22 protein-coding genes and 1 pseudogene are annotated in these 20,048 nt (G+C 70.5%); 10 read left to right on the top strand and 13 right to left on the bottom strand.

Annotated elements, in window-relative coordinates; genetic code table 11:
* Entirely contained in the window at window positions 1-1,050 is a 1,050-nt protein-coding gene (pstC, locus tag AB0389_RS10180; protein ID WP_366394876.1) for a phosphate ABC transporter permease subunit PstC, read from the bottom strand.
* Window positions 1,047-1,430, bottom strand: coding sequence for a hypothetical protein (locus AB0389_RS10185; protein ID WP_366394877.1), 384 nt, complete (start codon window positions 1,428-1,430; stop codon window positions 1,047-1,049). Before AB0389_RS10185 ends, pstC begins: the two co-directional genes overlap by 4 nt.
* A 255-nt stretch (window positions 1,431-1,685) precedes the next feature.
* Here AB0389_RS10185 and AB0389_RS10190 point away from each other — a divergent pair, with 255 nt between their 5' ends.
* On the top strand, window positions 1,686-3,224 hold the full coding sequence (locus tag AB0389_RS10190) for an MFS transporter (RefSeq protein ID WP_366394878.1): 1,539 nt from the start codon (window positions 1,686-1,688) through the stop codon (window positions 3,222-3,224).
* A 133-nt stretch (window positions 3,225-3,357) separates the two neighbouring features.
* On the opposite strand, the gene AB0389_RS10195 is transcribed toward AB0389_RS10190, so the two are convergent.
* On the bottom strand, window positions 3,358-3,576 hold the full coding sequence (locus AB0389_RS10195) for a DUF6243 family protein (RefSeq protein WP_366394879.1): 219 nt from the start codon (window positions 3,574-3,576) through the stop codon (window positions 3,358-3,360).
* 251 nt (window positions 3,577-3,827) lie between these two features.
* Between AB0389_RS10195 and AB0389_RS10200 the strand changes: the two genes are divergently transcribed.
* Window positions 3,828-4,904 (top strand): aldo/keto reductase, encoded by a 1,077-nt coding sequence (locus tag AB0389_RS10200; protein WP_366394880.1) that lies wholly within the window; start codon window positions 3,828-3,830, stop codon window positions 4,902-4,904.
* 130 nt (window positions 4,905-5,034) lie between these two features.
* Window positions 5,035-5,622 (top strand): TetR family transcriptional regulator, encoded by a 588-nt coding sequence (locus AB0389_RS10205; RefSeq protein ID WP_366394881.1) that lies wholly within the window; start codon window positions 5,035-5,037, stop codon window positions 5,620-5,622.
* Between the two features lie 46 nt (window positions 5,623-5,668).
* Here the strand turns inward: AB0389_RS10205 and AB0389_RS10210 are convergent, their stop codons facing one another.
* Both AB0389_RS10210 and AB0389_RS10215 read right to left on the bottom strand, forming a co-directional pair.
* Window positions 5,669-5,881, bottom strand: coding sequence for a hypothetical protein (locus AB0389_RS10210; RefSeq protein WP_366394882.1), 213 nt, complete (start codon window positions 5,879-5,881; stop codon window positions 5,669-5,671).
* Window positions 5,882-6,107: 226 nt separating this feature from the next.
* Window positions 6,108-7,490: a glycine--tRNA ligase gene (locus AB0389_RS10215; protein ID WP_114659123.1), complete on the bottom strand. Its 1,383-nt coding sequence runs from the start codon at window positions 7,488-7,490 to the stop codon at window positions 6,108-6,110.
* Window positions 7,491-7,656: 166 nt separating this feature from the next.
* On the opposite strand from AB0389_RS10215, the gene AB0389_RS10220 reads away from it, so the two are divergent.
* The 4 genes from AB0389_RS10220 (at window position 7,657) to AB0389_RS10235 (ending at window position 11,021) form a co-directional block, all read left to right on the top strand.
* Window positions 7,657-8,649, top strand: coding sequence for a metal ABC transporter substrate-binding protein (locus tag AB0389_RS10220; protein WP_366394883.1), 993 nt, complete (start codon window positions 7,657-7,659; stop codon window positions 8,647-8,649).
* Window positions 8,646-9,551 (top strand): metal ABC transporter ATP-binding protein, encoded by a 906-nt coding sequence (locus AB0389_RS10225; protein ID WP_366394884.1) that lies wholly within the window; start codon window positions 8,646-8,648, stop codon window positions 9,549-9,551. The genes AB0389_RS10220 and AB0389_RS10225 overlap by 4 nt, the downstream gene beginning before the upstream one ends.
* A 12-nt stretch (window positions 9,552-9,563) precedes the next feature.
* Window positions 9,564-10,484, top strand: coding sequence for a metal ABC transporter permease (locus AB0389_RS10230; protein WP_366394885.1), 921 nt, complete (start codon window positions 9,564-9,566; stop codon window positions 10,482-10,484).
* 78 nt (window positions 10,485-10,562) lie between these two features.
* Window positions 10,563-11,021, top strand: coding sequence for a transcriptional repressor (locus tag AB0389_RS10235; RefSeq protein ID WP_366394886.1), 459 nt, complete (start codon window positions 10,563-10,565; stop codon window positions 11,019-11,021).
* A gap of 87 nt (window positions 11,022-11,108) precedes the next feature.
* On the opposite strand, the gene AB0389_RS10240 is transcribed toward AB0389_RS10235, so the two are convergent.
* On the bottom strand, window positions 11,109-11,966 hold the full coding sequence (locus tag AB0389_RS10240; RefSeq protein ID WP_366394887.1) for an isoprenyl transferase: 858 nt from the start codon (window positions 11,964-11,966) through the stop codon (window positions 11,109-11,111).
* 65 nt (window positions 11,967-12,031) lie between these two features.
* Window positions 12,032-12,781 (bottom strand): DNA repair protein RecO, encoded by a 750-nt coding sequence (recO, locus tag AB0389_RS10245; protein ID WP_366394888.1) that lies wholly within the window; start codon window positions 12,779-12,781, stop codon window positions 12,032-12,034.
* On the opposite strand from recO, the gene AB0389_RS10250 reads away from it, so the two are divergent.
* Complete coding sequence (locus AB0389_RS10250) at window positions 12,780-12,929, top strand: hypothetical protein (RefSeq protein WP_366394889.1); 150 nt, start codon at window positions 12,780-12,782, stop codon at window positions 12,927-12,929. The genes recO and AB0389_RS10250 overlap by 2 nt on opposite strands.
* A gap of 146 nt (window positions 12,930-13,075) precedes the next feature.
* Here AB0389_RS10250 and AB0389_RS10255 read toward each other — a convergent pair whose 3' ends face one another.
* A complete protein-coding gene (locus AB0389_RS10255; protein WP_366394890.1) occupies window positions 13,076-13,771 on the bottom strand; it encodes a TerB family tellurite resistance protein in 696 nt (231 codons plus the stop codon).
* A 177-nt stretch (window positions 13,772-13,948) separates the two neighbouring features.
* The gene (gene leuA, locus AB0389_RS10260; protein WP_366394891.1) at window positions 13,949-15,712 is read right to left on the bottom strand and encodes a 2-isopropylmalate synthase; all 1,764 of its coding nucleotides are present in this window, start codon (window positions 15,710-15,712) and stop codon (window positions 13,949-13,951) included.
* 341 nt (window positions 15,713-16,053) lie between these two features.
* Here leuA and AB0389_RS10265 point away from each other — a divergent pair, with 341 nt between their 5' ends.
* On the top strand, window positions 16,054-17,154 hold the full coding sequence (locus tag AB0389_RS10265) for a M4 family metallopeptidase (RefSeq protein WP_366394892.1): 1,101 nt from the start codon (window positions 16,054-16,056) through the stop codon (window positions 17,152-17,154).
* Between the two features lie 33 nt (window positions 17,155-17,187).
* Window positions 17,188-17,454: a protealysin inhibitor emfourin gene (locus AB0389_RS10270; protein WP_366394893.1), complete on the top strand. Its 267-nt coding sequence runs from the start codon at window positions 17,188-17,190 to the stop codon at window positions 17,452-17,454.
* A 321-nt stretch (window positions 17,455-17,775) separates the two neighbouring features.
* On the opposite strand, the gene era is transcribed toward AB0389_RS10270, so the two are convergent.
* The 4 genes and pseudogenes from era to AB0389_RS10290 all read right to left on the bottom strand — a co-directional run bounded on the left by era (window position 17,776) and on the right by AB0389_RS10290 (window position 20,047).
* Complete coding sequence (gene era / locus AB0389_RS10275) at window positions 17,776-18,747, bottom strand: GTPase Era (RefSeq protein WP_366394894.1); 972 nt, start codon at window positions 18,745-18,747, stop codon at window positions 17,776-17,778.
* A 113-nt stretch (window positions 18,748-18,860) separates the two neighbouring features.
* On the bottom strand, window positions 18,861-19,220 hold the full coding sequence (locus AB0389_RS10280; RefSeq protein ID WP_366394926.1) for a cytidine deaminase: 360 nt from the start codon (window positions 19,218-19,220) through the stop codon (window positions 18,861-18,863).
* A gap of 240 nt (window positions 19,221-19,460) precedes the next feature.
* A pseudogene (locus AB0389_RS10285) lies at window positions 19,461-19,691 on the bottom strand (hypothetical protein); the annotation flags it as partial.
* Complete coding sequence (locus tag AB0389_RS10290) at window positions 19,688-20,047, bottom strand: MmcQ/YjbR family DNA-binding protein (protein WP_366394927.1); 360 nt, start codon at window positions 20,045-20,047, stop codon at window positions 19,688-19,690. The pseudogene AB0389_RS10285 and the gene AB0389_RS10290, both read right to left, overlap by 4 nt.
* Window position 20,048 lies beyond the last annotated feature (1 nt).

Below are 20,048 nucleotides of genomic sequence, written 5' to 3' on the forward strand. Positions count from 1 at the left end.
TCAGGCATCCGCCCCGGCGCCGGAACGGCTGCGGGCCACGATGGAGGAGGCGATGAAGTTGACGACCAGGGTCATCAGGAAGAGCGCGAGTCCGGCCGCCATCAGCGCGGACATGCCGAAGTCGCTGGCGGATCCGTAGCGCAGGGCGATCAGCGAGGAGACGGAGTTGGTGCCGTTCTCCAGAATGCGCGGCTGGATCACGAACGACGGCGAAATGATCATGTAGACGGCGATGGTCTCGCCCAGCGCGCGGCCCAGGCCCAGCATCGTGCCGCCGATGGCACCGCCCCGGCCGAACGGCAGGACGACGGTACGGATCACGCCCCACCGGGTCGACCCGAGCGCGTACGCCCCCTCCCGCTCACCGGCCGGCGCCTGGGAGAACGTCTCGCGCATGACCGAGCAGGCGATCGGCGTGACCATGAGCGCCACCACGATCCCGGCGATGAAGGTCGAGGAGGTGTAGACGGTCGTGGTGGCGAGCGGATCGCCGGGATCCGCGCCGCGCACCTTGAGGAACGGGATCCAGGAGAGGTACGTGGCGAGCCAGCGCGACAGCCCGACGATGTGCGACTGGAGGTAGAACGCCCCCCAGAGGCCGTAGACCACGCTGGGTACGGCGGCCATCAGGTCGACGACGGTGATCATGGTCCGCCGGACCGAGCGCGGCGCGTACTCGGAGATGTACAGCGCCGTGCCCATGGCCAGCGGAACGGCGATGGCGATGGCGACGAGTCCGATCAGCACCGTCCCGGTGAGGACGGCCGCGATGCCGAACCGGTGGGACTCGGGCTCCCAGGCGGAGGTGGTGAGGAAGGACCACTTCGCCACCCGCAGCGCTTCCCAGGCCCGGTAGCCCAGAAACGTACCGACCAGCAGCATGATGACCAGCACCACCGCGCCGCTGCCCCGGGCGACGCCCCGGAAGAGCCGGTCGGGCAGCCCTGCGGACCGCTTGAGCGTCCGGGGCACATCGGGCGCGTCGGGCGCGTGAGGGGTACGGGGCGCCTCCGGCACACGCGGCGCCTCCGGCACGGTTACGGCGCTCATCGTGCCCCCGCGCCCGGCTGCTGAGCACCCGTCAGACGTGGCTCACGCCGGACCGGCATGGCGACCAGCCCCGTCGTCAGCCGGGCCCGGGGAACGGCGTCGAGGAAGTTCACCAGGCTGTACCGGCACTCGCGCTGCCGCAGATAGGACCGTACGGAGACGGCGATGCTGCGCCCGTCGAACTCCAGCCGCCAGACCCAGAGCCCGGACAGCTCCGACGGGCCGACGACCGGCCGGCTCAGCGATACGGCCGCGCTCAGTTCCTTCACGGCGGCGCGGCAGGCGGCGAGATCGGACTGGCCGCTGCCGCCCTGCCCGAGACCGCGGTTGTTGCCTCCGACCAGGCGCCACACCACGGGCGCCGCGAGATCGTCGTCCATGGACACCGGTCCGGATCCAGCCCCCGGACCGGTGCCGGGTCTGGAGACAAAAAGAAAGCGTGGGTCGTGCATGGTTCAGCCCCCCTCCCGGACACGCTCCGGCGTCCGGCAGATTTTTGGCCGATTCCCATCACCGGCCGACCTGACCCTCACGGAGGGCGGCAGAGCGGCGCGCACGCCCGGGTGAACAACGGACATCCAGCACAGGAACGGGATGTGCGGGGGCTCCTGGGTGGATCTCCACGGCTTATCCACATGCCGGGTAGCTTTACTACCAGGATAAAGAGACTCTGGTACCAGGCTCAGGAACGCGCGATCGTCGATGGGGTGAGCAGAAAAACCGCGTCTCTCCGGAAAACATCCATCACCGACGCCACCCCCACCGCCGGACCGCCCGTCATCCACGACCACGGATCCGTGCTCGGAGCGCTCGGCCTCTTCACCGTGCTGCTCGGTGCGGCACTGCCCCTGATCGACTTCTTCATCGTCAATGTCGCCCTGCCGACCATCGACCGCGATCTGGCGGCGGGGCCGGCCCTGCTGGAGCTGGTGGTGGCCGGATATGGACTTACCTATGCCGTGCTGCTCGTGCTCGGCGGGCGGCTCGGGGACATGTTCGGCCGACGGCGGCTCTTCCTCGTCGGCATGGCGGCCTTCGGGGTGACCTCGCTGGCCTGCGGACTCGCGCCGACGGCCTGGGCGCTGGTCGGCGCCCGGGTCGCGCAGGGCGGCGCGGCGGCGCTGATGCTGCCGCAGGTACTGGCCACCATCCAGTCCGCGACCGCGGGGCCGCGCCGGGCGAAGGCGCTGAGTCTGTACGGCGCGACGGCCGGGCTCGCGATGGTGGCGGGCCAGATCCTGGGCGGGGTGCTCGTCGCGGCGGACATCGCGGGGAGCGGCTGGCGTGCGATCTTCCTGGTGAATGTGCCGGTCGCGCTGATCGGGCTGTTCCTGGCGGTCCGTTCGGTGCCGGAGACCCGTTCGCAGCGGCCCGCGCCCATCGACGTACCGGGGACCGTGCTGCTGGCCGTCGCGCTGGTGACGCTGCTGGCGCCGCTGACGGAGGGCAGGGCGGCCGGGTGGCCCGCGTGGACATGGGTGTCGCTGGCGGCCTTCCCGGTGGCCGCGTACGCCTTTCTGCGCGTGGAGCGGCGGGCCGACCGGGAGGGGCGGACGCCGCTGGTGCCGCCGAGCCTGTTCGCGCTGATCACACTGCGCCGGGGGCTGGCGCTTCTCGTACCGTTCGGGATCGGTTTCGGCGGATTCATGTTCATGATCGCCGTCGCGCTTCAGCAGGGTCTGCGGATGGGGGCGATCACGGCGGGACTGGCGCTGGTGCCGATGGCCGTGGCGTTCTTCGGCGCCTCACTGGCCGGCCCCCGGCTGATCCGGCGGTACGGCAGCCTGCTGGTGACGGCGGGTGCGGTGATCCAGGCCGCCGGGGTCGTCCTGCTGATACTCGCCGTACGGAGCGACTGGCCCGCGCTCACGGTGCTGGATCTGCTGCCGGGCGTCGCGCTGGCCGGTCTCGGCCAGGGGTTCCAGCTTCCGGTCATCGTCCGGATCGTGCTCTCCGACATCCCGGCAGAACGGGCGGGGGTGGGCGGTGGCGTGATGGTGACGACGCAGCAGTCGGCGCTGGCGCTCGGGGTGGCGACGCTCGGGTCGCTCTTTCTGAGCCTGAGCACGTCGATGGGGATGGGGGACGCGCTGGCGATCACGCTGCTGGTGCAGCTGGGGCTGGTGGTTCTGACGGGACTGCTGAGTCTGCGGCTGCCGCGCGCGATCGGCTGAGGCGGCCGACGGGACGGAGACGGGGACGCCGAGGGGCCCGGATCACCAAGTGATCCGGGCCCCTCGCTTGCTCCGTACGCTCCGTGCGCTGAGTGTGCTTCGTACGCTCCGTGCGCTGGTCTCGCCGTGCGCGTCAGCTCTGGGCGGCGGCCTGCGGGCCGTCCTGGCCGTCCTGGGCCTCGCCGCCCTTGCCTGCGGCGCGCTCGCGCATCTTGCGCAGCAGCTCCTGCTTCTGGTCGGCGGCGGCCTTGCGGTTGGCGTCCCGGGCGGGCCCGCTCGACTGCGGGTCCGTACGGGCCGGCTTGGTGCGCTGTCCGCCAACGCCGAGAAGGTTGTTGCGGCTCTTTGCCACGGGGTTCTCCCGATGTGATGAGAAGTGATCTGCGGATTCGTCGGTGGGGGGCGGGCTGTCGCCGCCGCGCTCTCACTCGTAGATCTGCAAGAACATGCCACTGACGCTACCACCGGCCGGGACCAGGGACGCACGCGTTTTAAGCGAGCCGACAAATAGGTGATGACAGATATTGAAATCTGTCACTCAACATGTCATCGTTGATGTTGTCACTCTTCGATCCCTCGCGATCCGTACGGAGGCATCCCGCCATGACCAGCGACGCCCACACCGGCACCACCTCCCCTTCCCCTTCCTCCTCTTCCCCTTCCTCCTCCCCCGTCCCCACCCGCGCGCTCGGCGCCACGGGCCCGCGAACCGCCGCACTCGGCCTCGGCTGTATGGGCATGTCCGGGGTGTACGGGAGCGGTGACGAGCGCGGCGAATCCGTCGCCACGATCCACGCGGCGCTCGACGCGGGCATCACCCTGCTCGACACCGGCGACTTCTACGGCATGGGCCACAACGAGCTGCTGATCAATGAGGCCCTGCGTACGGCCGGCCCCGCGGCCCGCGAACGGGCCGTCATCAGCGTCAAGTTCGGCGCCCTGCGCGACCCGGACGACGGCTGGGGCGGGTTCGACGGCCGACCCGCCGCGGTGAAGAACTTCGCCGCGTACTCCCTCCAGCGGCTGGGCACGGACTACATCGACATCTACCGTCCCGCGCGGCTCGACCCGGACGTGCCGATCGAGGAGACGGTCGGCGCCGTCGCGGAGCTGGTCCAAGCAGGACACGTGCGGCACATCGGGCTCTCGGAGGTCGGCGCGGAGACCATTCGCCGGGCCGCCGCCACAGCCCCGATCTCCGACCTCCAGATGGAGTACGCCCTGATCTCGCGCGGGATCGAGACCGACATCCTGCCGACGCTCCGCGAGCTGGGCATCGGCGTCACCGCCTACGGGGTGCTCTCGCGCGGACTCATCGGCGGGCACTTCACCCGCGACCAGAAGCTGGCCTCCGACGACTTCCGGGCGATCAGCCCGCGCTTCCAGGGGGAGAACCTCCAGCACAACCTCACCCTGGTCGAGTCGCTGCGCAAGATCGCCGAGCAGAAGGGCGTGACGGTCGCGCAGATCGCCATCGCCTGGGTGCTGTCCCGGGGCGAGGACATCGTGCCCCTCGTCGGCGCCCGCAGCCGAAAGCGGCTGACCGAGGCCCTCGGCGCCCTGGACGTCACGCTGGACGACGGCGATCTCGCCGCCATCGAGCGCGCCGTCCCCGCCGACGCGGCCGCGGGCGACCGCTACCCGAGCGCCCAGATGGCGATGCTGGACAGCGAGCGGTGACGGGTGCGCGGCGGCGGGTGACGGGCGGCGCGGCCGGGTCGGACTGACAGGTACCGTCATCCGTCATATCCCTCACACGGACGGCACCGCCCGCCACCGCCGCCGTACGAGCAATGAAAGGGCTGGCCTCATGAGCACCGAGCCCCTGACCGCCGAACGCATCCTCGAAGCCACGGAGGAGGTGCTGCGGCGCTACGGGCCCGCGAAGGCGACGGTCGTCGATGTGGCGCGGGTGCTCGGTGTCAGCCACGGCAGTGTCTACCGGCACTTCCGTACGAAGTCGGCCCTGCGCGAGGCGGTCACCAAGCGGTGGCTGAGCCGCACGGAAATAGCTCTCGCCCGGGTCATCAGCGACAACGAGCGGGAGCCGGGGGCGGAGAAGCTTCGGCAGTGGCTGCTGACGCTGTTCGAGTCCAAGCGGCACAAGGCGGGGGGCGACCCGGAGCTGTTCGCCACGTTCTCCGTACTCGCCCAGGAGAGCAGCGAAGTGATCGACGCGCATCTGACGGAGCTGACGGAGCAGCTCACCCGGATCATCGAAGAGGGCGTACGGGCGGGCGAGTTCACGGCGCCGGACCCCGCGGCGGCGGCCGGGGCCGTGTTCGCCGCGACGGCCCGCTTCCATGACCCGGCATACGCCCCGGAGTGGCAGAAGCCCACGGTCGACGCGGAGTTCGACGCCGTGGCCGCCCTGCTGCTGCGCGGCCTGCGGGCCTGACCACCGGCCGGCCGAGGCCGCCGGCCGCGCTCAGGACCGGCCTCGCTCAGGACCTGTCGGCCGTGGGGTCCACCGTCGCCTGGTGAGCCCCGGTGAGATGCTCCTCCGCCTTGAGCCAGGGCAGGAACTGCGCCCCCTTGCGCCAGCCGCAGGTGTCGCAGACCAACGACCGCTGCACACCGGCCTTCTGGACGCGTACGACGTGCTCGCGCCCGTGCTGGTCCCATCGGGTGACCTTGCTGGTGGTCGTGGACGGCATGATCCGTGTCTCCCTCGTAGGCCAGCGCCCAGTGTGCCGTACGGACAACATCAACGGCTCCGGTCCCGGAAGGGAGTTGAGGCGCGCGACCGCCGCACCGGCGGCACCGGCGGCACCGGCGGCACCGGCGGCACCGGCGGCACCGGCCGCCCCCGTACGGACGCGGAAGAGCCGCGGCCCCCGGTTCCGGTGCGGGAATCGGGGGCCGCGGCTCGTGCGCCGTGTGTCAGCAGCCGATGAGACGGCCGCCCAGGTAGCTCTGGATCTGGTCCAGCGAGACACGCTCCTGCTTCATCGTGTCGCGCTCGCGCACGGTCACCGCGTTGTCGTCGAGGGTGTCGAAGTCGACGGTGACGCAGAACGGCGTGCCGATCTCGTCCTGGCGGCGGTAGCGGCGGCCGATGGCGCCCGCGTCGTCGAACTCGATGTTCCAGTTGCGCCGCAGGTCCGTCGCGAGCCCCTTCGCCTTCGGCGAGAGCTGCGGGTTGCGGGAGAGCGGCAGGACGGCCACCTTGACCGGCGCGAGGCGCGGGTCGAGGCGGAGCACCGTGCGCTTCTCCAGCACGCCCTTGGCGTTGGGCGCCTCGTCCTCGTTGTACGCGTCGAGGAGGAAGGCGAGCATCGCGCGGCCGACACCGGCGGCGGGCTCGATGACGTACGGGGTCCAGCGCTCGCCGGCCTCCTGGTCGAAGTACGTCAGGTCGTGGCCCGACGCCTTGGAGTGCGCGGAGAGGTCGTAGTCCGTGCGGTTGGCCACACCCTCCAGCTCGCCCCACTCGCTGCCGCCGAACTGGAAGCGGTACTCGATGTCGGCGGTGCGCTTGGAGTAGTGCGAGAGCTTCTCGGCCGGGTGGTCGTACCAGCGCATGTTCTCCTCACGGAGGCCCAGGTCGCGGTACCAGTTCCAGCGCTGCTCCATCCAGTATTCCTGCCACTGCTCGTCCTCGCCCGGCTTGACGAAGAACTCCATCTCCATCTGCTCGAACTCGCGGGTCCGGAAGATGAAGTTGCCCGGAGTGATCTCGTTCCGGAAGGACTTGCCCATCTGCGCGATACCGAACGGCGGCTTCTTGCGCGAGGTCTGCTGCACCTGGGCGAAGTTGGTGAAAATACCCTGCGCGGTCTCGGGACGCAGATACGCGACGGAACCGGAGTCCTGCGTCGGGCCGAGGTGCGTGGAGAGCAGGCCGGAGAACTGCTTGGGTGCGGTAAAGGTGCCCTTGTTGCCACAGTTGGGGCAGTTGAGATCGGTGAGGCCGTTCTCGGGGGCCTTGCCGTGCTTCGCCTCGTACGCCTCTTCCAGGTGGTCCGCGCGGAACCGCTTGTGACAGGAGGTGCACTCGGTCAGCGGGTCGGTGAAGGTCGCGACGTGGCCCGACGCTTCCCAGACCTCGGTGGCGAGGATCACCGACGAGTCGAGACCGACAACGTCCTCACGCGAGGTGACCATGTAACGCCACCACTGACGCTTGAGGTTTTCCTTCAGCTCGACTCCGAGCGGCCCGTAGTCCCAGGCGGCGCGCTGGCCCCCGTAGATCTCACTGCACGGGTAGACGAAGCCACGGCGCTTGCTCAGGTTGACGATGCTGTCGATCTTGTCGGCGGCCACGGTGCTCTCTTCATTACGACGACGACGAACGGCGAATGACTCAGATTAGCGGCGGGCGCACCCCTTCGATCAAATCGGTGCTGGGTATCGGACATCCCACCCCGTCCGTGAGCCATTACCGACCCGTTGTTGACAATCGTTTCCACTTTTGTTGAAAATGACTGTCATGAACGTACGACGCCTGATACCCACCGCCACCATCGCCGGAGCTGTCGCGCTCGGCATGGTGGCCCTGTCCGCCTGCTCCTCCTCCGAGGCCGCCGGCAAGAAGAGCGGCGGCAAGCTCGCGGTCACCGCGTCGTTCTACCCCATGCAGTTCCTGGCCCAGGAGATAGGCGGCGACCATGTCTCCGTCACCACCCTCACCAAGCCCGGTGTCGAACCGCACGACCTGGAGCTGAAGCCCCGGCAGGCCGCCCAGCTCGGCGAGGCCGACGTCATCCTCTACCTCAAGGGCATCCAGCCCGCCGTGGACAAGGCCATCGCCCAGTCCGGTGTGAAGAACACCGTCGACGCGACCACCCTGACCACGATGGAGAAGCACGGCACGGAAGCCGGCGGCCACTCCCACGACGACGCGGACGACCACGCCGACGACGAGACCCACAAGGCCGAGGACGAGGAAGCCTCCGCCGACGGCAACGACCCGCACATCTGGCTGGACCCGGTGAAGTTCGCCGAGGTCGCCAAGGGCGTCGGCGCCGCCCTGGAGAAGGCCGACCCGGACCACGCCGCCGCGTACAAGAAGAACACCGGCACCCTGGTCACCAAGCTCGACGGCCTGAACACCGCGTTCAAGGACGGGCTCGCGCACACCGCCACCAAGACCTTCATCACCACCCACGCCGCCTTCGGCTACCTCGCCGAGCGCTACGGCCTGGAGCAGGAGGCCATCGCCGGGATCGACCCCGAGTCGGAGCCGAGCCCCGCCCGGGTCAAGGAGCTGGAGACCATCGCGAAGCGCGAGAAGGTCAGCACCGTATTCTTCGAGACACTCGCGAGCGACAAGACCGCCAAGACCCTCGCCGGGGACTCCGGACTCAAGACCGACGTCCTGGACCCGCTGGAGGGAATTACGGACAAGTCGAAGGGCGCTGACTACCTCGAAGTCATGCGTTCGAACCTCGCCGCACTGCGGAAGGCGCTCGGCGCGAAGTGAACCAGCTGACAGCAGCGGCATCGGAGGCGCCCGGCATGGCGACGGCGAAGAGCGAACACGACCGGGCGACGACAGCGCAACCGTCGGAAGCACTGCCCGACGCGACGGCGGCTCCGGACACGGACCGGGACCGCGCCGAGCAGCCCGCCCCCGTCATCGCGCTGCGCGGCGCCACCGCCACCCTCGGCGCGCGCCCGGTGCTGCGCGGTATCGACCTCACCGTGCGCCGCGGCGAGGTCGTCGCGCTGCTCGGCGCCAACGGCTCCGGCAAGTCCACCGCCGTCCGCTCGGTGATCGGCCAGGTGGCCCTCACCAGCGGCGAGATCTCGCTGTTCGGCACCCCGCTGCGCCGCTTCCGCGACTGGGCCCGCGTCGGCTACGTACCGCAGCGCACCACGGCGGCGGGCGGAGTGCCCGCGACGATCCGCGAGGTCGTCTCGTCCGGCCGGCTCTCCCGTACGGGGCTGAGGTGGCCCTCCCGGGCCGACCGCGCCGCCGTCCAGCGGGCCATCGAGCTGGTGGGGCTCGCCGACCGCGCCAAGGACTCCGTGGACGCCCTCTCCGGCGGCCAGCACCAGCGCGTGCTCATAGCCAGGGCGCTCGCCGCCGAACCCGAGCTGCTGATCATGGACGAGCCGATGGCGGGCGTCGACCTGGCCAGCCAGGAGATCCTCGCGGCGACCCTGCGCGAGCAGGTGGCGGCCGGTACGACCGTCCTGCTCGTCCTGCACGAACTCGGCCCGCTGGAGCCGCTGATCGACCGCGCGGTGGTGCTGCGCGACGGCTGCGTGACCCACGACGGGCCGCCGCCGAAGGCCGTCGGCCAGCACGCCCTGCCCGGCCACGACCACGTCCATCCCCATGCGGCCGGCGTGCCGCTCCGTACCGGACTGCTGAGCTGAGCTGACCTGACCATGGAAATCCTCGAGACCGCGTTCATGCAGCGGGCGCTGATCGCCGCCGTCCTGGTCGGCATCACCGCCCCCGCCGTCGGCATCTACCTCGTCCAGCGCCGCCAGGCCCTGATGGGCGACGGCATCGGCCATGTCGCGATGACCGGGGTCGGCCTCGGCTTCCTGCTGTCCTGGAGCCCGATATGGATGGCCACGCTGGTCTCGGTGGCCGGCGCCATCACCATGGAGCTGATCAGGGCGTACGGCCGCGCGCGCGGCGACATCGCGCTGGCGATGCTCTTCTACGGCGGCATGGCGGGCGGCGTCCTGCTGATCAACCTCGCGCCGAACGGCTCCAACGCCAACCTCAGCACGTATCTCTTCGGCTCCCTGTCGACGGTCTCACCGTCCGACGTGACCGCGATCTCGCTGCTCGCCGCCTTCGTGATGCTGGTGACGGTCGGACTGCGGCGGCAGCTCTTCGCGATCAGCCAGGACGAGGAGTTCGCCCGGGTCACCGGACTGCCGGTGCGGACCCTGAACCTGCTGATCGCCGTGACGGCGGCGGTGACGGTGACGGTCGCCATGCGGGTGGTGGGCCTGCTGCTGGTCAGCGCGCTGATGGTGGTGCCGGTGGCGGCGGCGCAGCAGATCACACGGTCGTTCGCGGTGACGTTCGTGCTCGCGGTCGTGATCGGTACGGGCGTGACGCTGGCCGGCACGGTCACCTCGTACTACCAGGACGTACCGCCCGGAGCGACGATCGTACTGATCGCGATCGGCGTCTTCGTCCTGCTGACCGCGCTCGCCGCGCCGGTGGCCGGACGCCGCGCCCGCGCACTGCGCGCCTCGGAGGCGGCGGCCGGGGCCGCGGACGGAGCGACCATGGACGTACCGGCCGCGCGACGCCCCTCGGACGAGGTGGACGAGGTAACGGTCTGAGCGCGAGCGCTGGCAGAATGGCCCGACGTAAGCGGGTAACGCCCGACGGATACGACGGGCAGAGGCAAGGAGGCACCTGTGACGACTGCGCCCAGCAGTGGATCAAGCGCGGCCCCCGTACGCGGCCGATCGACCCGCCAGCGTGCCGCGGTGGCGGCGGCGCTCGACGAGGTGGACGAGTTCCGCAGTGCGCAGGAGCTTCACGACATGCTCAAGCACCGCGGTGACTCGGTCGGTCTGACCACGGTCTACCGCACCCTCCAGTCCCTCGCCGACGCGGGTGAGGTCGACGTACTGCGGACGAACGACGGCGAGTCGGTCTACCGGCGCTGCTCCACCGGCGACCACCATCACCATCTGGTCTGCCGGGTCTGCGGCAAGGCCGTCGAGGTGGAGGGGCCCGCGGTGGAACAGTGGGCCGAGACGATCGCGGCGCAGCACGGCTATGTGGCGGTGGCCCACACGGTGGAGATCTTCGGCACGTGCGCGGAGTGCGCGGCGTGCGCCGAGAACGCGAAGAGATCCGCGAAGAACTGACCCGCGGCTACAACCTGCGGTCAGCAGGAGCGGTCCCGGACGTCAGACGCCGGGACCTCTCCTCTCCACGCGACGCGGATACGCCGCTCAGCCCCGCCCCTCGCCCGCCATCTCGTCCTGCTCCTGGATGTCCACCAGGGAGTCCTGGTTGGGCAGCGCGCCGCCGAACCGCCGGTCCCGGGAGGCGAACTCCAGGCAGGCCCGCCACAGATCGCGCCGGTCGAAGTCCGGCCACAGCACGTCCTGGAAGACCATCTCCGCGTAACTGCTCTGCCAGATCAGGTAGTTGGATGTGCGCTGCTCGCCGCTGGGGCGCAGGAAGACATCGACGTCCGGCATGTCCGGGTAGTACAGGTACTTGGCGAAGGTCTTCTCGTTGACCTTCGCCGGGTCCAGCTTCCCCGCGGCCACGTCCCGCGCGAGCGCCTGCGCCGCGTCGGCGATCTCCGCACGGCCGCCGTAGTTGACGCAGAAGTAGAGCGTCATGGCGTCGTTGTCCTTGGTCTGCTCCTGTGCGACCTGGAGCTCCTGGACGACCGACTTCCACATCTTGGGCATCCGGCCGACCCAGCGGATCCGGATCCCCAGCTCGTCCATCTCGTCACGGCGACGGCGGATGACATCGCGGTTGAAGTTCATCAGGAAGCGCACCTCGTCGGGCGTCCGCTTCCAGTTCTCGGTGGAGAAGGCGTACAGGGACAGGTTCTTGACGCCCATCTCCAGACAGCCCTTGAGCACATCGAGGACGACGCCCTCGCCGACCTTGTGCCCCTCCGTACGCGGCAGACCACGCTCCTTGGCCCAGCGGCCGTTCCCGTCCATGACGACGGCCACGTGCTTGGGCACCAGCTCGCTCTGGATCTTGGGCGGAACGGCACCGGAGGGGTGCGGCTCCGGCGTCTTGTACTCGCGGCGGGAACGCCCCAGGATTCCGCGTCGTGCCATGCGCTCTCGTCTCCTCTTTCGTCACAGCCGGACGGGACCCACCAACGGATCGCCCGAGTCCCGGCCTAACTCTTCTCCACATATCTGAGCGAGCGCAGACCGCGCTCCAAGTGCCAGTGCAGATAGGCGGACACCAGCCCGCTGCCCTCCCTGACATGCCGCGCCTCGCACGCGTCGGCCGTCCCCCAGTCACCGGTCAGCAGCGCGCTGAGCAGTCCGACGGCCTCAGCAGAGGGTACGACGCTCCCGGGCACCCGGCAGTCGCCGCACACGACGCCGCCCGCCGCCACGGAGAAGAAGCGATTGGGGCCCGCCAGCCCGCACTTCGCGCAGTCGTCGAAGCTCGGCGCGTACCCGTTGACCGCGAGTGAGCGGAGCAGGAAGGCGTCCAGGATCAGATGGGGCGCGTGCTCCCCCCGGGCGAGCGTGCGCAGCCCGCCGACGAGCAGCAGATACTGCTGCACGGCCGGCTCGCCCTCATGATCCGTGAACCGCTCGGCGGTCTCCAGCATGGCGGTGCCCGCGGTGTAGCGGGCGTAGTCGGTCACGATGCCGCCACCGTACGGAGCGATGGTCTCGCTCTGGGTGCAGAGCGGCAGCCCGCGTCCCACGAGTTCACTCCCGCGTGCGAAGAACTGCACATCGACATGCGAGAACGGCTCCAGCCGTGCCCCGAACTTCGACTTCGTCCGCCGCACCCCCCGGGCGACGGCGCGGACGCGGCCATGGCCGCGGGTCAGAAGCGTGATGATGCGGTCGGCCTCACCGAGCTTCTGGGTGCGCAGCACAACGCCGTCGTCCCGGAACAGACTCATGGACTTCATTGTCCCGCACGCGCACGGCGAGGCGGTGCCCGGCTCTCTCGCCACGGTCACGGCGGTACGTGACGGACAGCACGCGGAGAGCGACGGCAACGGCATGGCGGCGATGCCGATCGGCGGCACCGGCGCGTTCTGGACATGACCCTGGCCCACCAGGAGCGGCTGAACCACGTCCTGGCCGACGCGAGCGCGGCCGGCTACCGCGTAGCGGCCGACGGCTCCGTCACCGCACCCACCCCGGAGAGCGGCCCGGAGGTCTGCGAGGACCACACCGCCCCGCCCCCGCTCTCAGGACGGCGTCCCCGACGCCGCCAGCAGCAGCCGCTCCGTGTCGGCCGCGCGCAGTTGGAGCGCGCCGCCGACCGTGGACAGCACTTCGCGCTCCGGCGGGCTGTACGCGCCGTCGGCCAGTGCGATCCTCGCGCCCTGGAGCAGGATCGACTCCCGGCCCGCCGGGGCCAGATGGGGCGCCAGCGGCTCCAGTGCCTCGTGCAGCTCGATGGCGAGCGCCGCGCCGCACGGGCCCGGTTCGGCGAGGAAGCGGCCGGTGTCCGCCGCGAGCGCGTCGACGAGGTCCGTCAGCCGGTCCTCCGTACAGTCCTCGAATCCGGCCGCGCGCACGGTCAGCACGGCGGTCTCCCTGACCGTACGGGACGAGGTGCCGCCGGCCGCGAGGACGGCGAGGGCGACGGTGTGGACGGCGTCGCGGAGCATCGCGGAGAAGCGGATGGTGGTGGGGTGGTCGAGGACGTCCATGCCGAAGTGGGCGTGGCAGGCCGCGCATTCGACCACCGGCCCTGCGACCCCGCGCGAGAGCAGCGGGATTCCGAGCACGGTGAAGCGGCGACGGCCGGTGCGGCGGCGGTAGTTGCGGTCGCCCCCGCAGTCGGGGCAGAAGAACTCTCCGTCGCCGACGGTGCTCCACGACGTCCGGGTGCCGCAGACGCGCTGTTTCCAGCCGCTCGGTCGTTGGGTTGGCAGCACGTCGCGCACCTCCGTAACGCTCCGGCATCATTGCCGCGTTGACGTGATGTTAGCCACATCTTGGAGGTGGCGTCAGCACCGCGGCGTGAGATCGCCACGACATGGCCGAACCCCGCCCACCGGTGTGGCGGACGGGGTTCCTGAGGCGAAGCCGGAGACGCGGAGGGTCGACCGAGGTCAGCGGGTCGCGCGGTTGACCGCGGAGATGACTGCCTTGAGCGAGGCACGCGTGGTGTTCGCGTCGATTCCGATGCCCCACAGAACCTTGCCGTCGATGGCGCATTCGATGTACGAGGCGGCCTGCGCGCTCGCGCCCTCGCTCATCGTGTGCTCCTGGTAGTCCAGCAGCCGGGCGTCGATCCCGACAGTGGCCAGCGCCTCGAAGAAGGCCGAAATCGGACCGTTGCCGGTGCCGGTGAGCGTGGTCTCCGTACCGTCCACCACGGCCTGTACGGTCAGCGTGTCCCGGCCGTCCGTGTCGGTCGTGGTCTGGCCGGAGCGGAGCTGGATCCGGCCCCAGGCGTTGTCCGGGTTGGGCAGGTACTCGTCCTGGAAGACCGACCAGATCTGGCCGGGCGTGACCTCGCCGCCCTCGGCGTCGGTCTTGGCCTGAATGATCCGGGAGAACTCGATCTGCATGCGGCGCGGCAGGTCCAGCTTGTGGTCGTTCTTCAGGACGTACGCGATACCGCCCTTGCCGGACTGCGAGTTGACGCGGATGACCGCCTCGTAGGAGCGGCCGACGTCCTTCGGGTCGATCGGCAGGTACGGTACGGCCCACTCGATCTCGTCGAGGGACTTGCCCTGCGCGGCGGCGTCGGCCTCGCGGGCGTCGAAGCCCTTCTTGATGGCGTCCTGGTGGGAGCCGGAGAAGGACGTGTAGACCAGATCGCCCGCGTAGGGGTGGCGCGGGTGGATCTCCATCTGGTTGCAGTACTCGCTGGTACGGCGGATCTCGTCGATCTGCGAGAAGTCGATCTGCGGGTCGACACCCTGCGAGAAGAGGTTCATGCCCAGCGTCACCAGGTCGACGTTGCCGGTGCGCTCGCCCTGGCCGAACAGGCAGCCCTCGACGCGGTCGGCGCCGGCCATCAGCGCCAGTTCGGCGGCGGCGACGGCCGTGCCGCGGTCGTTGTGCGGGTGGACGGAGAGGCAGACGTGCTCGCGCCGCGACAGGTTCCGCGACATCCACTCGAAGCGGTCCGCGTGCGTGGACGGGGTGGAGCGCTCCACGGTGGCGGGCAGATTGAGGATGATCTCGCGGCCGGCCTCCGGCTGCCAGACGTCCATGACGGCCTCGCAGACCTCCAGGGCGAAGTCCAGCTCGGTGTCGGTGAAGATCTCCGGGCTGTACTGGTAGCCGAAGACCGTCTCGGGGCCGAGGATCTTCTCCGCGTACTCCATCACCAGCCGGGTACCGTCCACGGCGATCTGCTTGACCTGCTCCTTCGTGCCGCGGAAGACAACGCGGCGGAAGGTGGGGGCGGTGGCGTTGTAGAGGTGCACGGTCGCGCGGTGGGCGCCGCGCAGGGCCTCGACCGTGCGCTCGATCAGCTCTTCGCGCGCCTGGGTGAGGACGGAGATCGTCACGTCCTCCGGGATGGCGCCCTCTTCGATGATCGACCGTACGAACGCGAAGTCGGTCTCGCCGGAGGCCGGGAAGCCGACCTCGATCTCCTTGTAGCCCATGCGGACCAGCAGGTCGAACATCTCGCGCTTGCGGGCGGGCGACATGGGGTCGATCAGCGCCTGGTTGCCGTCGCGCAGATCGGTGGAGAGCCAGCGGGGAGCGGCGGTGATCCGCTGCTCGGGCCAGGTGCGGTCGGGGATGGCGACGGCCTCGTAGGAGCCGTATTTGTGGATCGGCATCCCGGACGGCCGCTGGGTGTGGGTCGCGCTGGTGATGGGCGTGGGGCGACCGACGGAAGAAGTGTCAGACATTGCGCAGGGCTCCTCGTGTGTCCGCTGGGACGGCCGACGGGACGTGTTCACCGCAACGCCAGACTCCGCGGGGAGGGGGTCGGCCTACGACTACAGGCCCTCGCCGCGGCAGCTAAGGAGAAGCAGCCCGATACGCATGATGTTCCGCAGCCTAGCGGAGGCACGCCGTCCGCGCGGTTCCGTATCAGCATGCGGGACCGGCGGGCGGAACCGCGAACGACTCACGCGCGCCCCGCACGGAGAGTCACGTTTTAATCGCCGAACGGCGCGAGATCACTCCATTTCAGCAACCTTGGTCGCAATGGGTGACACGGGCTCCACGGAGTGCCACATTGGGCCGTATGGACGCCACCCTCGCTCCCGCCACCGACACCGACATCGCTCCCGTTTTCTGCACCATTGTGCCGCCTCATGTCCTCGACAAGCTGGCGCAGGCCGAGGACCCCGCGGTCTCCGGGCCCGCCCGCCGGACCCTGGAGGCGGACTCCGCCCAGCGCACCCGCCGCCGGCTGACCACGGTCATCGGCACGCGCGCGCCGGACGCCCCCGCGGAGGACGGCACGCCCGCCGCCTCCGGCGAGCCCCACCGCACCATTTACGACTGCGGCCACCGGACCTCGCTGCCGGGCAAGAAGGTACGCGGCGAGGGCTCCCCGCCCGGCCAGGACGCCACCGTCAACCGCGCGTACGCCGGGCTCGGCGCCACGTTCGAGCTGCTGCTGAGCGCGTACGGACGCGACTCGCTGGACGGTGCCGGGCTGCCGCTGAACGCCAGCGTCCACTACAGCCGCGACTACAACAACGCCTTCTGGGACGGCGACCAGATGGTGTTCGGCGACGGGGACGGCCAGATCTTCCTCGACTTCACCATCCCGGTCGACGTGATCGGCCACGAGCTGGCCCACGGCCTCACCCAGTACACCGCCAACCTGGCCTACTTCGGCCAGCCCGGCGCGCTCAACGAGTCGGTGTCGGACGTCTTCGGCGTGCTGGTCAAGCAGCGCATCCTGGACCAGACCGCCGACCAGGCCGACTGGCTGATCGGCGAGGGCCTGCTGGCCCCCGGCGTCAACGGGGTCGCGCTGCGCTCCATGAAGGCCCCGGGCACGGCGTACGACGACCCGGCCCTCGGCAAGGACCCGCAGCCGGCGACCATGGAGAACTACGTCCGGACGAGCCGGGACAACGGCGGGGTCCACATCAACTCCGGCATTCCGAACCACGCGTTCTATCTGTTCGCCACCCGGCTGGGCGGCAAGGCGTGGGAGCGGGCGGGCCAGGTCTGGTACGACGTGCTGACCGGCGGCGAGCTGGCGGTCGACGCGGACTTCAACGAATTCGCGCGGCTGACCGTCGCGGCGGCGCGGGCGCGCTACGGCGACGCGGCGGAGCTGGAGGCCGTGACCAAGGCGTGGTCCCAGGTCGGGGTGGCCGTGGAATAGCCGTCACCGCCCTCCACGTACTAGAACAGGACCATGCGTATCCAAGTACGGCGTACGGGCGGCTTCGCGGGCATCGAGCGCAGGTCCGAGGTGGACACCACGGGCCTGCCCGATGCCGAGACCTGGCGGGAGCTGGCCGAGCACGCCATGACCGGCGGTCAGGACACCGCGCCACGGGGTGTGCCGGACGGCTTCAGCTACCGGATCACGATCGACGACCACACGTTCCACTGCGCGGACCCCGGCCTGACGGACGCACAGCGCGCACTGATCTCGCGGGTCCTCAAAGAGGGCGCGTAACGGAGCTGGGGGCTGTGGGCCCCCGGCCTCCGTCCGCCGGTCCGGGGACCCCGGACCGGGTTCGCTCAGAAGCCCAGCTTGCGCAGCTGCTCGGGGCCCCTCCCCCACCGCCGCACTCGCGAGCCTCGGCCCCAGGGAGCCTCACCGGCTTCGCGCAGCTGCGCCGGCCTCCGGCCGTCGGACCGGGGTTCGCTCAGAAGCCCAGCTTGCGCAGCTGCTCGGGACCCCTCCCCCACCGCCGCACTCGCGAGCCTCGGCCCCAGGGGGCCTCACCGGCTTCGCGCAGCTGCGCCGGCCTCCGGCCGTCGGACCGGGGTTCGCTCAGAAGCCCAGCTTGCGCAGCTGCTTGGGGTCGCGCTGCCAGTCCTTCGCGACCTTGACATGCAGGTCGAGGAAGACCGGTGTGCCCAGGAGCGCCTCGATGTGCTTGCGGGACTTCGTCCCGACCTCCTTGAGGCGCTTGCCCTTGGGGCCGATGATGATGCCCTTCTGGCTGGGGCGTTCGATGTAGACGTTCGCGTGGATGTCCAGGAGCGGCCTGTCCGCCGGGCGGTCCTCGCGCGGGATCATCTCCTCGACCACGACCGCGATCGAGTGCGGCAGCTCGTCCCGTACGCCCTCCAGCGCCGCCTCGCGGATCAGCTCGGCCACCATGACCTGCTCCGGCTCGTCCGTGAGGTCGCCCTCCGGGTAGAGCGGCGGGCTCTGCGGGAGCAGCGGGACCAGGAGGTCCGCGAGCAGGCCGACCTGCTGGTCGCCGACCGCGGAGACGGGCACGATCTCCGCCCACTCCATGCCGAGCTCCCGGCCGATCTGGTCGATCGCGATGAGCTGTTCCGCCAGGGTCTTGGAGTCGACCAGGTCCGTCTTGGTGACGACGGCGACCTTGGGCGTCTTCCTGATCGCGGCCAGTTCCTTGATGATGAACCGGTCGCCGGGGCCGAGCTTCTCGTTCGCGGGCAGACAGAAGCCGATCACGTCGACCTCGGCCCATGTCGTGCGTACGACATCGTTCAGCCGCTCGCCGAGCAGCGTGCGCGGCTTGTGGAGGCCCGGGGTGTCGACCAGGATCAGCTGCGCCTCGGGACGGTGCACGATGCCGCGGACGGTGTGCCGGGTGGTCTGCGGCCGGTTCGAGGTGATGGCCACCTTCTGGCCGACCAGAGCGTTCGTGAGGGTGGACTTGCCCGCGTTGGGGCGACCGACGAAGCAGGCGAAACCGGCCCGGTGGGGGGTTTCGGCTGTCTCGGGAGAAGTCTCGGGAGACGAGGTACGAGCGCTCATGGCGCCCATTCTCCCCGATCGTTCACCCGCCGCCTACCAGGTGCCCCGCCGGAGCCGCCCGGGGCAGCCCTCCGGCGGCCCCGGGAACCCGTCACCGGTCACCCGTCACCGGGGGTGCGGCGTCAGCCCGCCGTCACCGTGCGCGTCGGTGTGCCGTCCGGGCCCGCCACCAGGACGGGCGTGCCGGGGCCTCCCAGGTCGCGTACGGCGGCCAGGTCCTCGTCCGGCACCGCTCCCGCGGCCGTGACGACCGCCGCGGCCTCCAGCGAGGTGGCGCCGCTGGCCACGGCCATGGCGACCGCGGTGCGCAGCGCGCTGAGCCGGAGGGAGGGCAGCTCGACGGTGCCGGCGACATACGTACGCCCGGTGTCGTCCCGTACGGCCGCCCCCTCCGGGACGCCGTTGCGGGCGCGGGCGCTGCGCGCGAGGGTGATGATCTTGCGGTCCTCGGGGTCGAGGCCGGGGTCGGTGCTCTGCGTCATGTGCCGAGCATAGGCAGCCCGCGCGGCGGCCCCGCAGAGGGTCCGGAGGGACTGAGGGTTCGTCAGCCGGCGACCGGGTACATCGAGCCGCGCCGGCCCTCCGGCGACGCCGGCCGGATCAGCTTCGCCGCCGTGTCCGCCTCGGGCAGCGCGTTGTGCAGGACGACGGTGAGGCCGGGCCGGGCCGGGGATCCGCAGCTGCGTGGACTCCAGATGCAGCGCGCCGACGACCGGATGCACCAGCTCCTTGCAGACCGGCCCGGCCGGCCGGACGTCCCGCCGCTCCCAGAGCCGGGCGAACTCCGGGCTGCGGGCTGCGTGGCCGGTTCGCCCGTACGGTCTGAGGTCCGTGCGTGGTCCGACGGGTCCGCCTCGACCGGCCGCGTCGGACCTCGGCCCGTACGGCCGAAGCGGCGCACGGCCCCCGCGTGCCGTCAGGGCCGGACCGGCGCGCGGCCCCCGTGCCGTCAGGGCCGGTCGAGCCGGAGGCGTTCCGCCTTCGGCAGGCCCGCCACCACCAGGTCGTACGAGTCCTCGATCAGCTCGCGCACCATCCGCGCCGGCAGTTCGCCGACCGTCACCGTGTTCCAGTGGCGTTTGTTGAGGTGCCAGCCGGGGACGACCGCCGGATGCGCCTCGCGGAGCCGGAGCGCGTCGTCCGGGTCGCACTTGAGGGAGATCTTCAGCGGCAGTTCGCCGAGCGCGCAGAACGCGAAGATCTTGCCGCCGACCTTGAAGACCGTGAGCTCCGGGTTGCGCGGGAACGGGGTGTCCTCGGACGTTCCGTTCAGCCCGAGGCAGTACGCGACGATCCGGGGCGCCGTCAGG

Source organism: Streptomyces sp. NPDC093109, from assembly GCF_040701725.1.
In the GTDB taxonomy this organism is placed as follows: Bacteria; Actinomycetota; Actinomycetes; order Streptomycetales; family Streptomycetaceae; genus Streptomyces.

What these genes read in the sequence shown, in the direction of transcription:
- AB0389_RS10280 (WP_366394926.1), bottom strand. Translation starts at nt 19,220, where the DNA reads ATGACGCAGAGCACCGACCCCGGCCTCGACCCCGAGGACCGCAAGATC.
- AB0389_RS10190 (WP_366394878.1), top strand. Translation starts at nt 1,686, where the DNA reads ATGCCGGGTAGCTTTACTACCAGGATAAAGAGACTCTGGTACCAGGCT.
- AB0389_RS10185 (WP_366394877.1), bottom strand. Translation starts at nt 1,430, where the DNA reads ATGGACGACGATCTCGCGGCGCCCGTGGTGTGGCGCCTGGTCGGAGGC.
- AB0389_RS10230 (WP_366394885.1), top strand. Translation starts at nt 9,564, where the DNA reads ATGGAAATCCTCGAGACCGCGTTCATGCAGCGGGCGCTGATCGCCGCC.
- AB0389_RS10270 (WP_366394893.1), top strand. Translation starts at nt 17,188, where the DNA reads ATGCGTATCCAAGTACGGCGTACGGGCGGCTTCGCGGGCATCGAGCGC.
- recO (WP_366394888.1), bottom strand. Translation starts at nt 12,781, where the DNA reads ATGAGTCTGTTCCGGGACGACGGCGTTGTGCTGCGCACCCAGAAGCTC.
- pstC (WP_366394876.1), bottom strand. Translation starts at nt 1,050, where the DNA reads ATGAGCGCCGTAACCGTGCCGGAGGCGCCGCGTGTGCCGGAGGCGCCC.
- AB0389_RS10265 (WP_366394892.1), top strand. Translation starts at nt 16,054, where the DNA reads ATGGACGCCACCCTCGCTCCCGCCACCGACACCGACATCGCTCCCGTT.
- leuA (WP_366394891.1), bottom strand. Translation starts at nt 15,712, where the DNA reads ATGTCTGACACTTCTTCCGTCGGTCGCCCCACGCCCATCACCAGCGCG.
- AB0389_RS10200 (WP_366394880.1), top strand. Translation starts at nt 3,828, where the DNA reads ATGACCAGCGACGCCCACACCGGCACCACCTCCCCTTCCCCTTCCTCC.
- AB0389_RS10210 (WP_366394882.1), bottom strand. Translation starts at nt 5,881, where the DNA reads ATGCCGTCCACGACCACCAGCAAGGTCACCCGATGGGACCAGCACGGG.
- AB0389_RS10250 (WP_366394889.1), top strand. Translation starts at nt 12,780, where the DNA reads ATGGACTTCATTGTCCCGCACGCGCACGGCGAGGCGGTGCCCGGCTCT.
- AB0389_RS10240 (WP_366394887.1), bottom strand. Translation starts at nt 11,966, where the DNA reads ATGGCACGACGCGGAATCCTGGGGCGTTCCCGCCGCGAGTACAAGACG.
- AB0389_RS10205 (WP_366394881.1), top strand. Translation starts at nt 5,035, where the DNA reads ATGAGCACCGAGCCCCTGACCGCCGAACGCATCCTCGAAGCCACGGAG.
- AB0389_RS10220 (WP_366394883.1), top strand. Translation starts at nt 7,657, where the DNA reads ATGAACGTACGACGCCTGATACCCACCGCCACCATCGCCGGAGCTGTC.
- era (WP_366394894.1), bottom strand. Translation starts at nt 18,747, where the DNA reads ATGGGCGCCATGAGCGCTCGTACCTCGTCTCCCGAGACTTCTCCCGAG.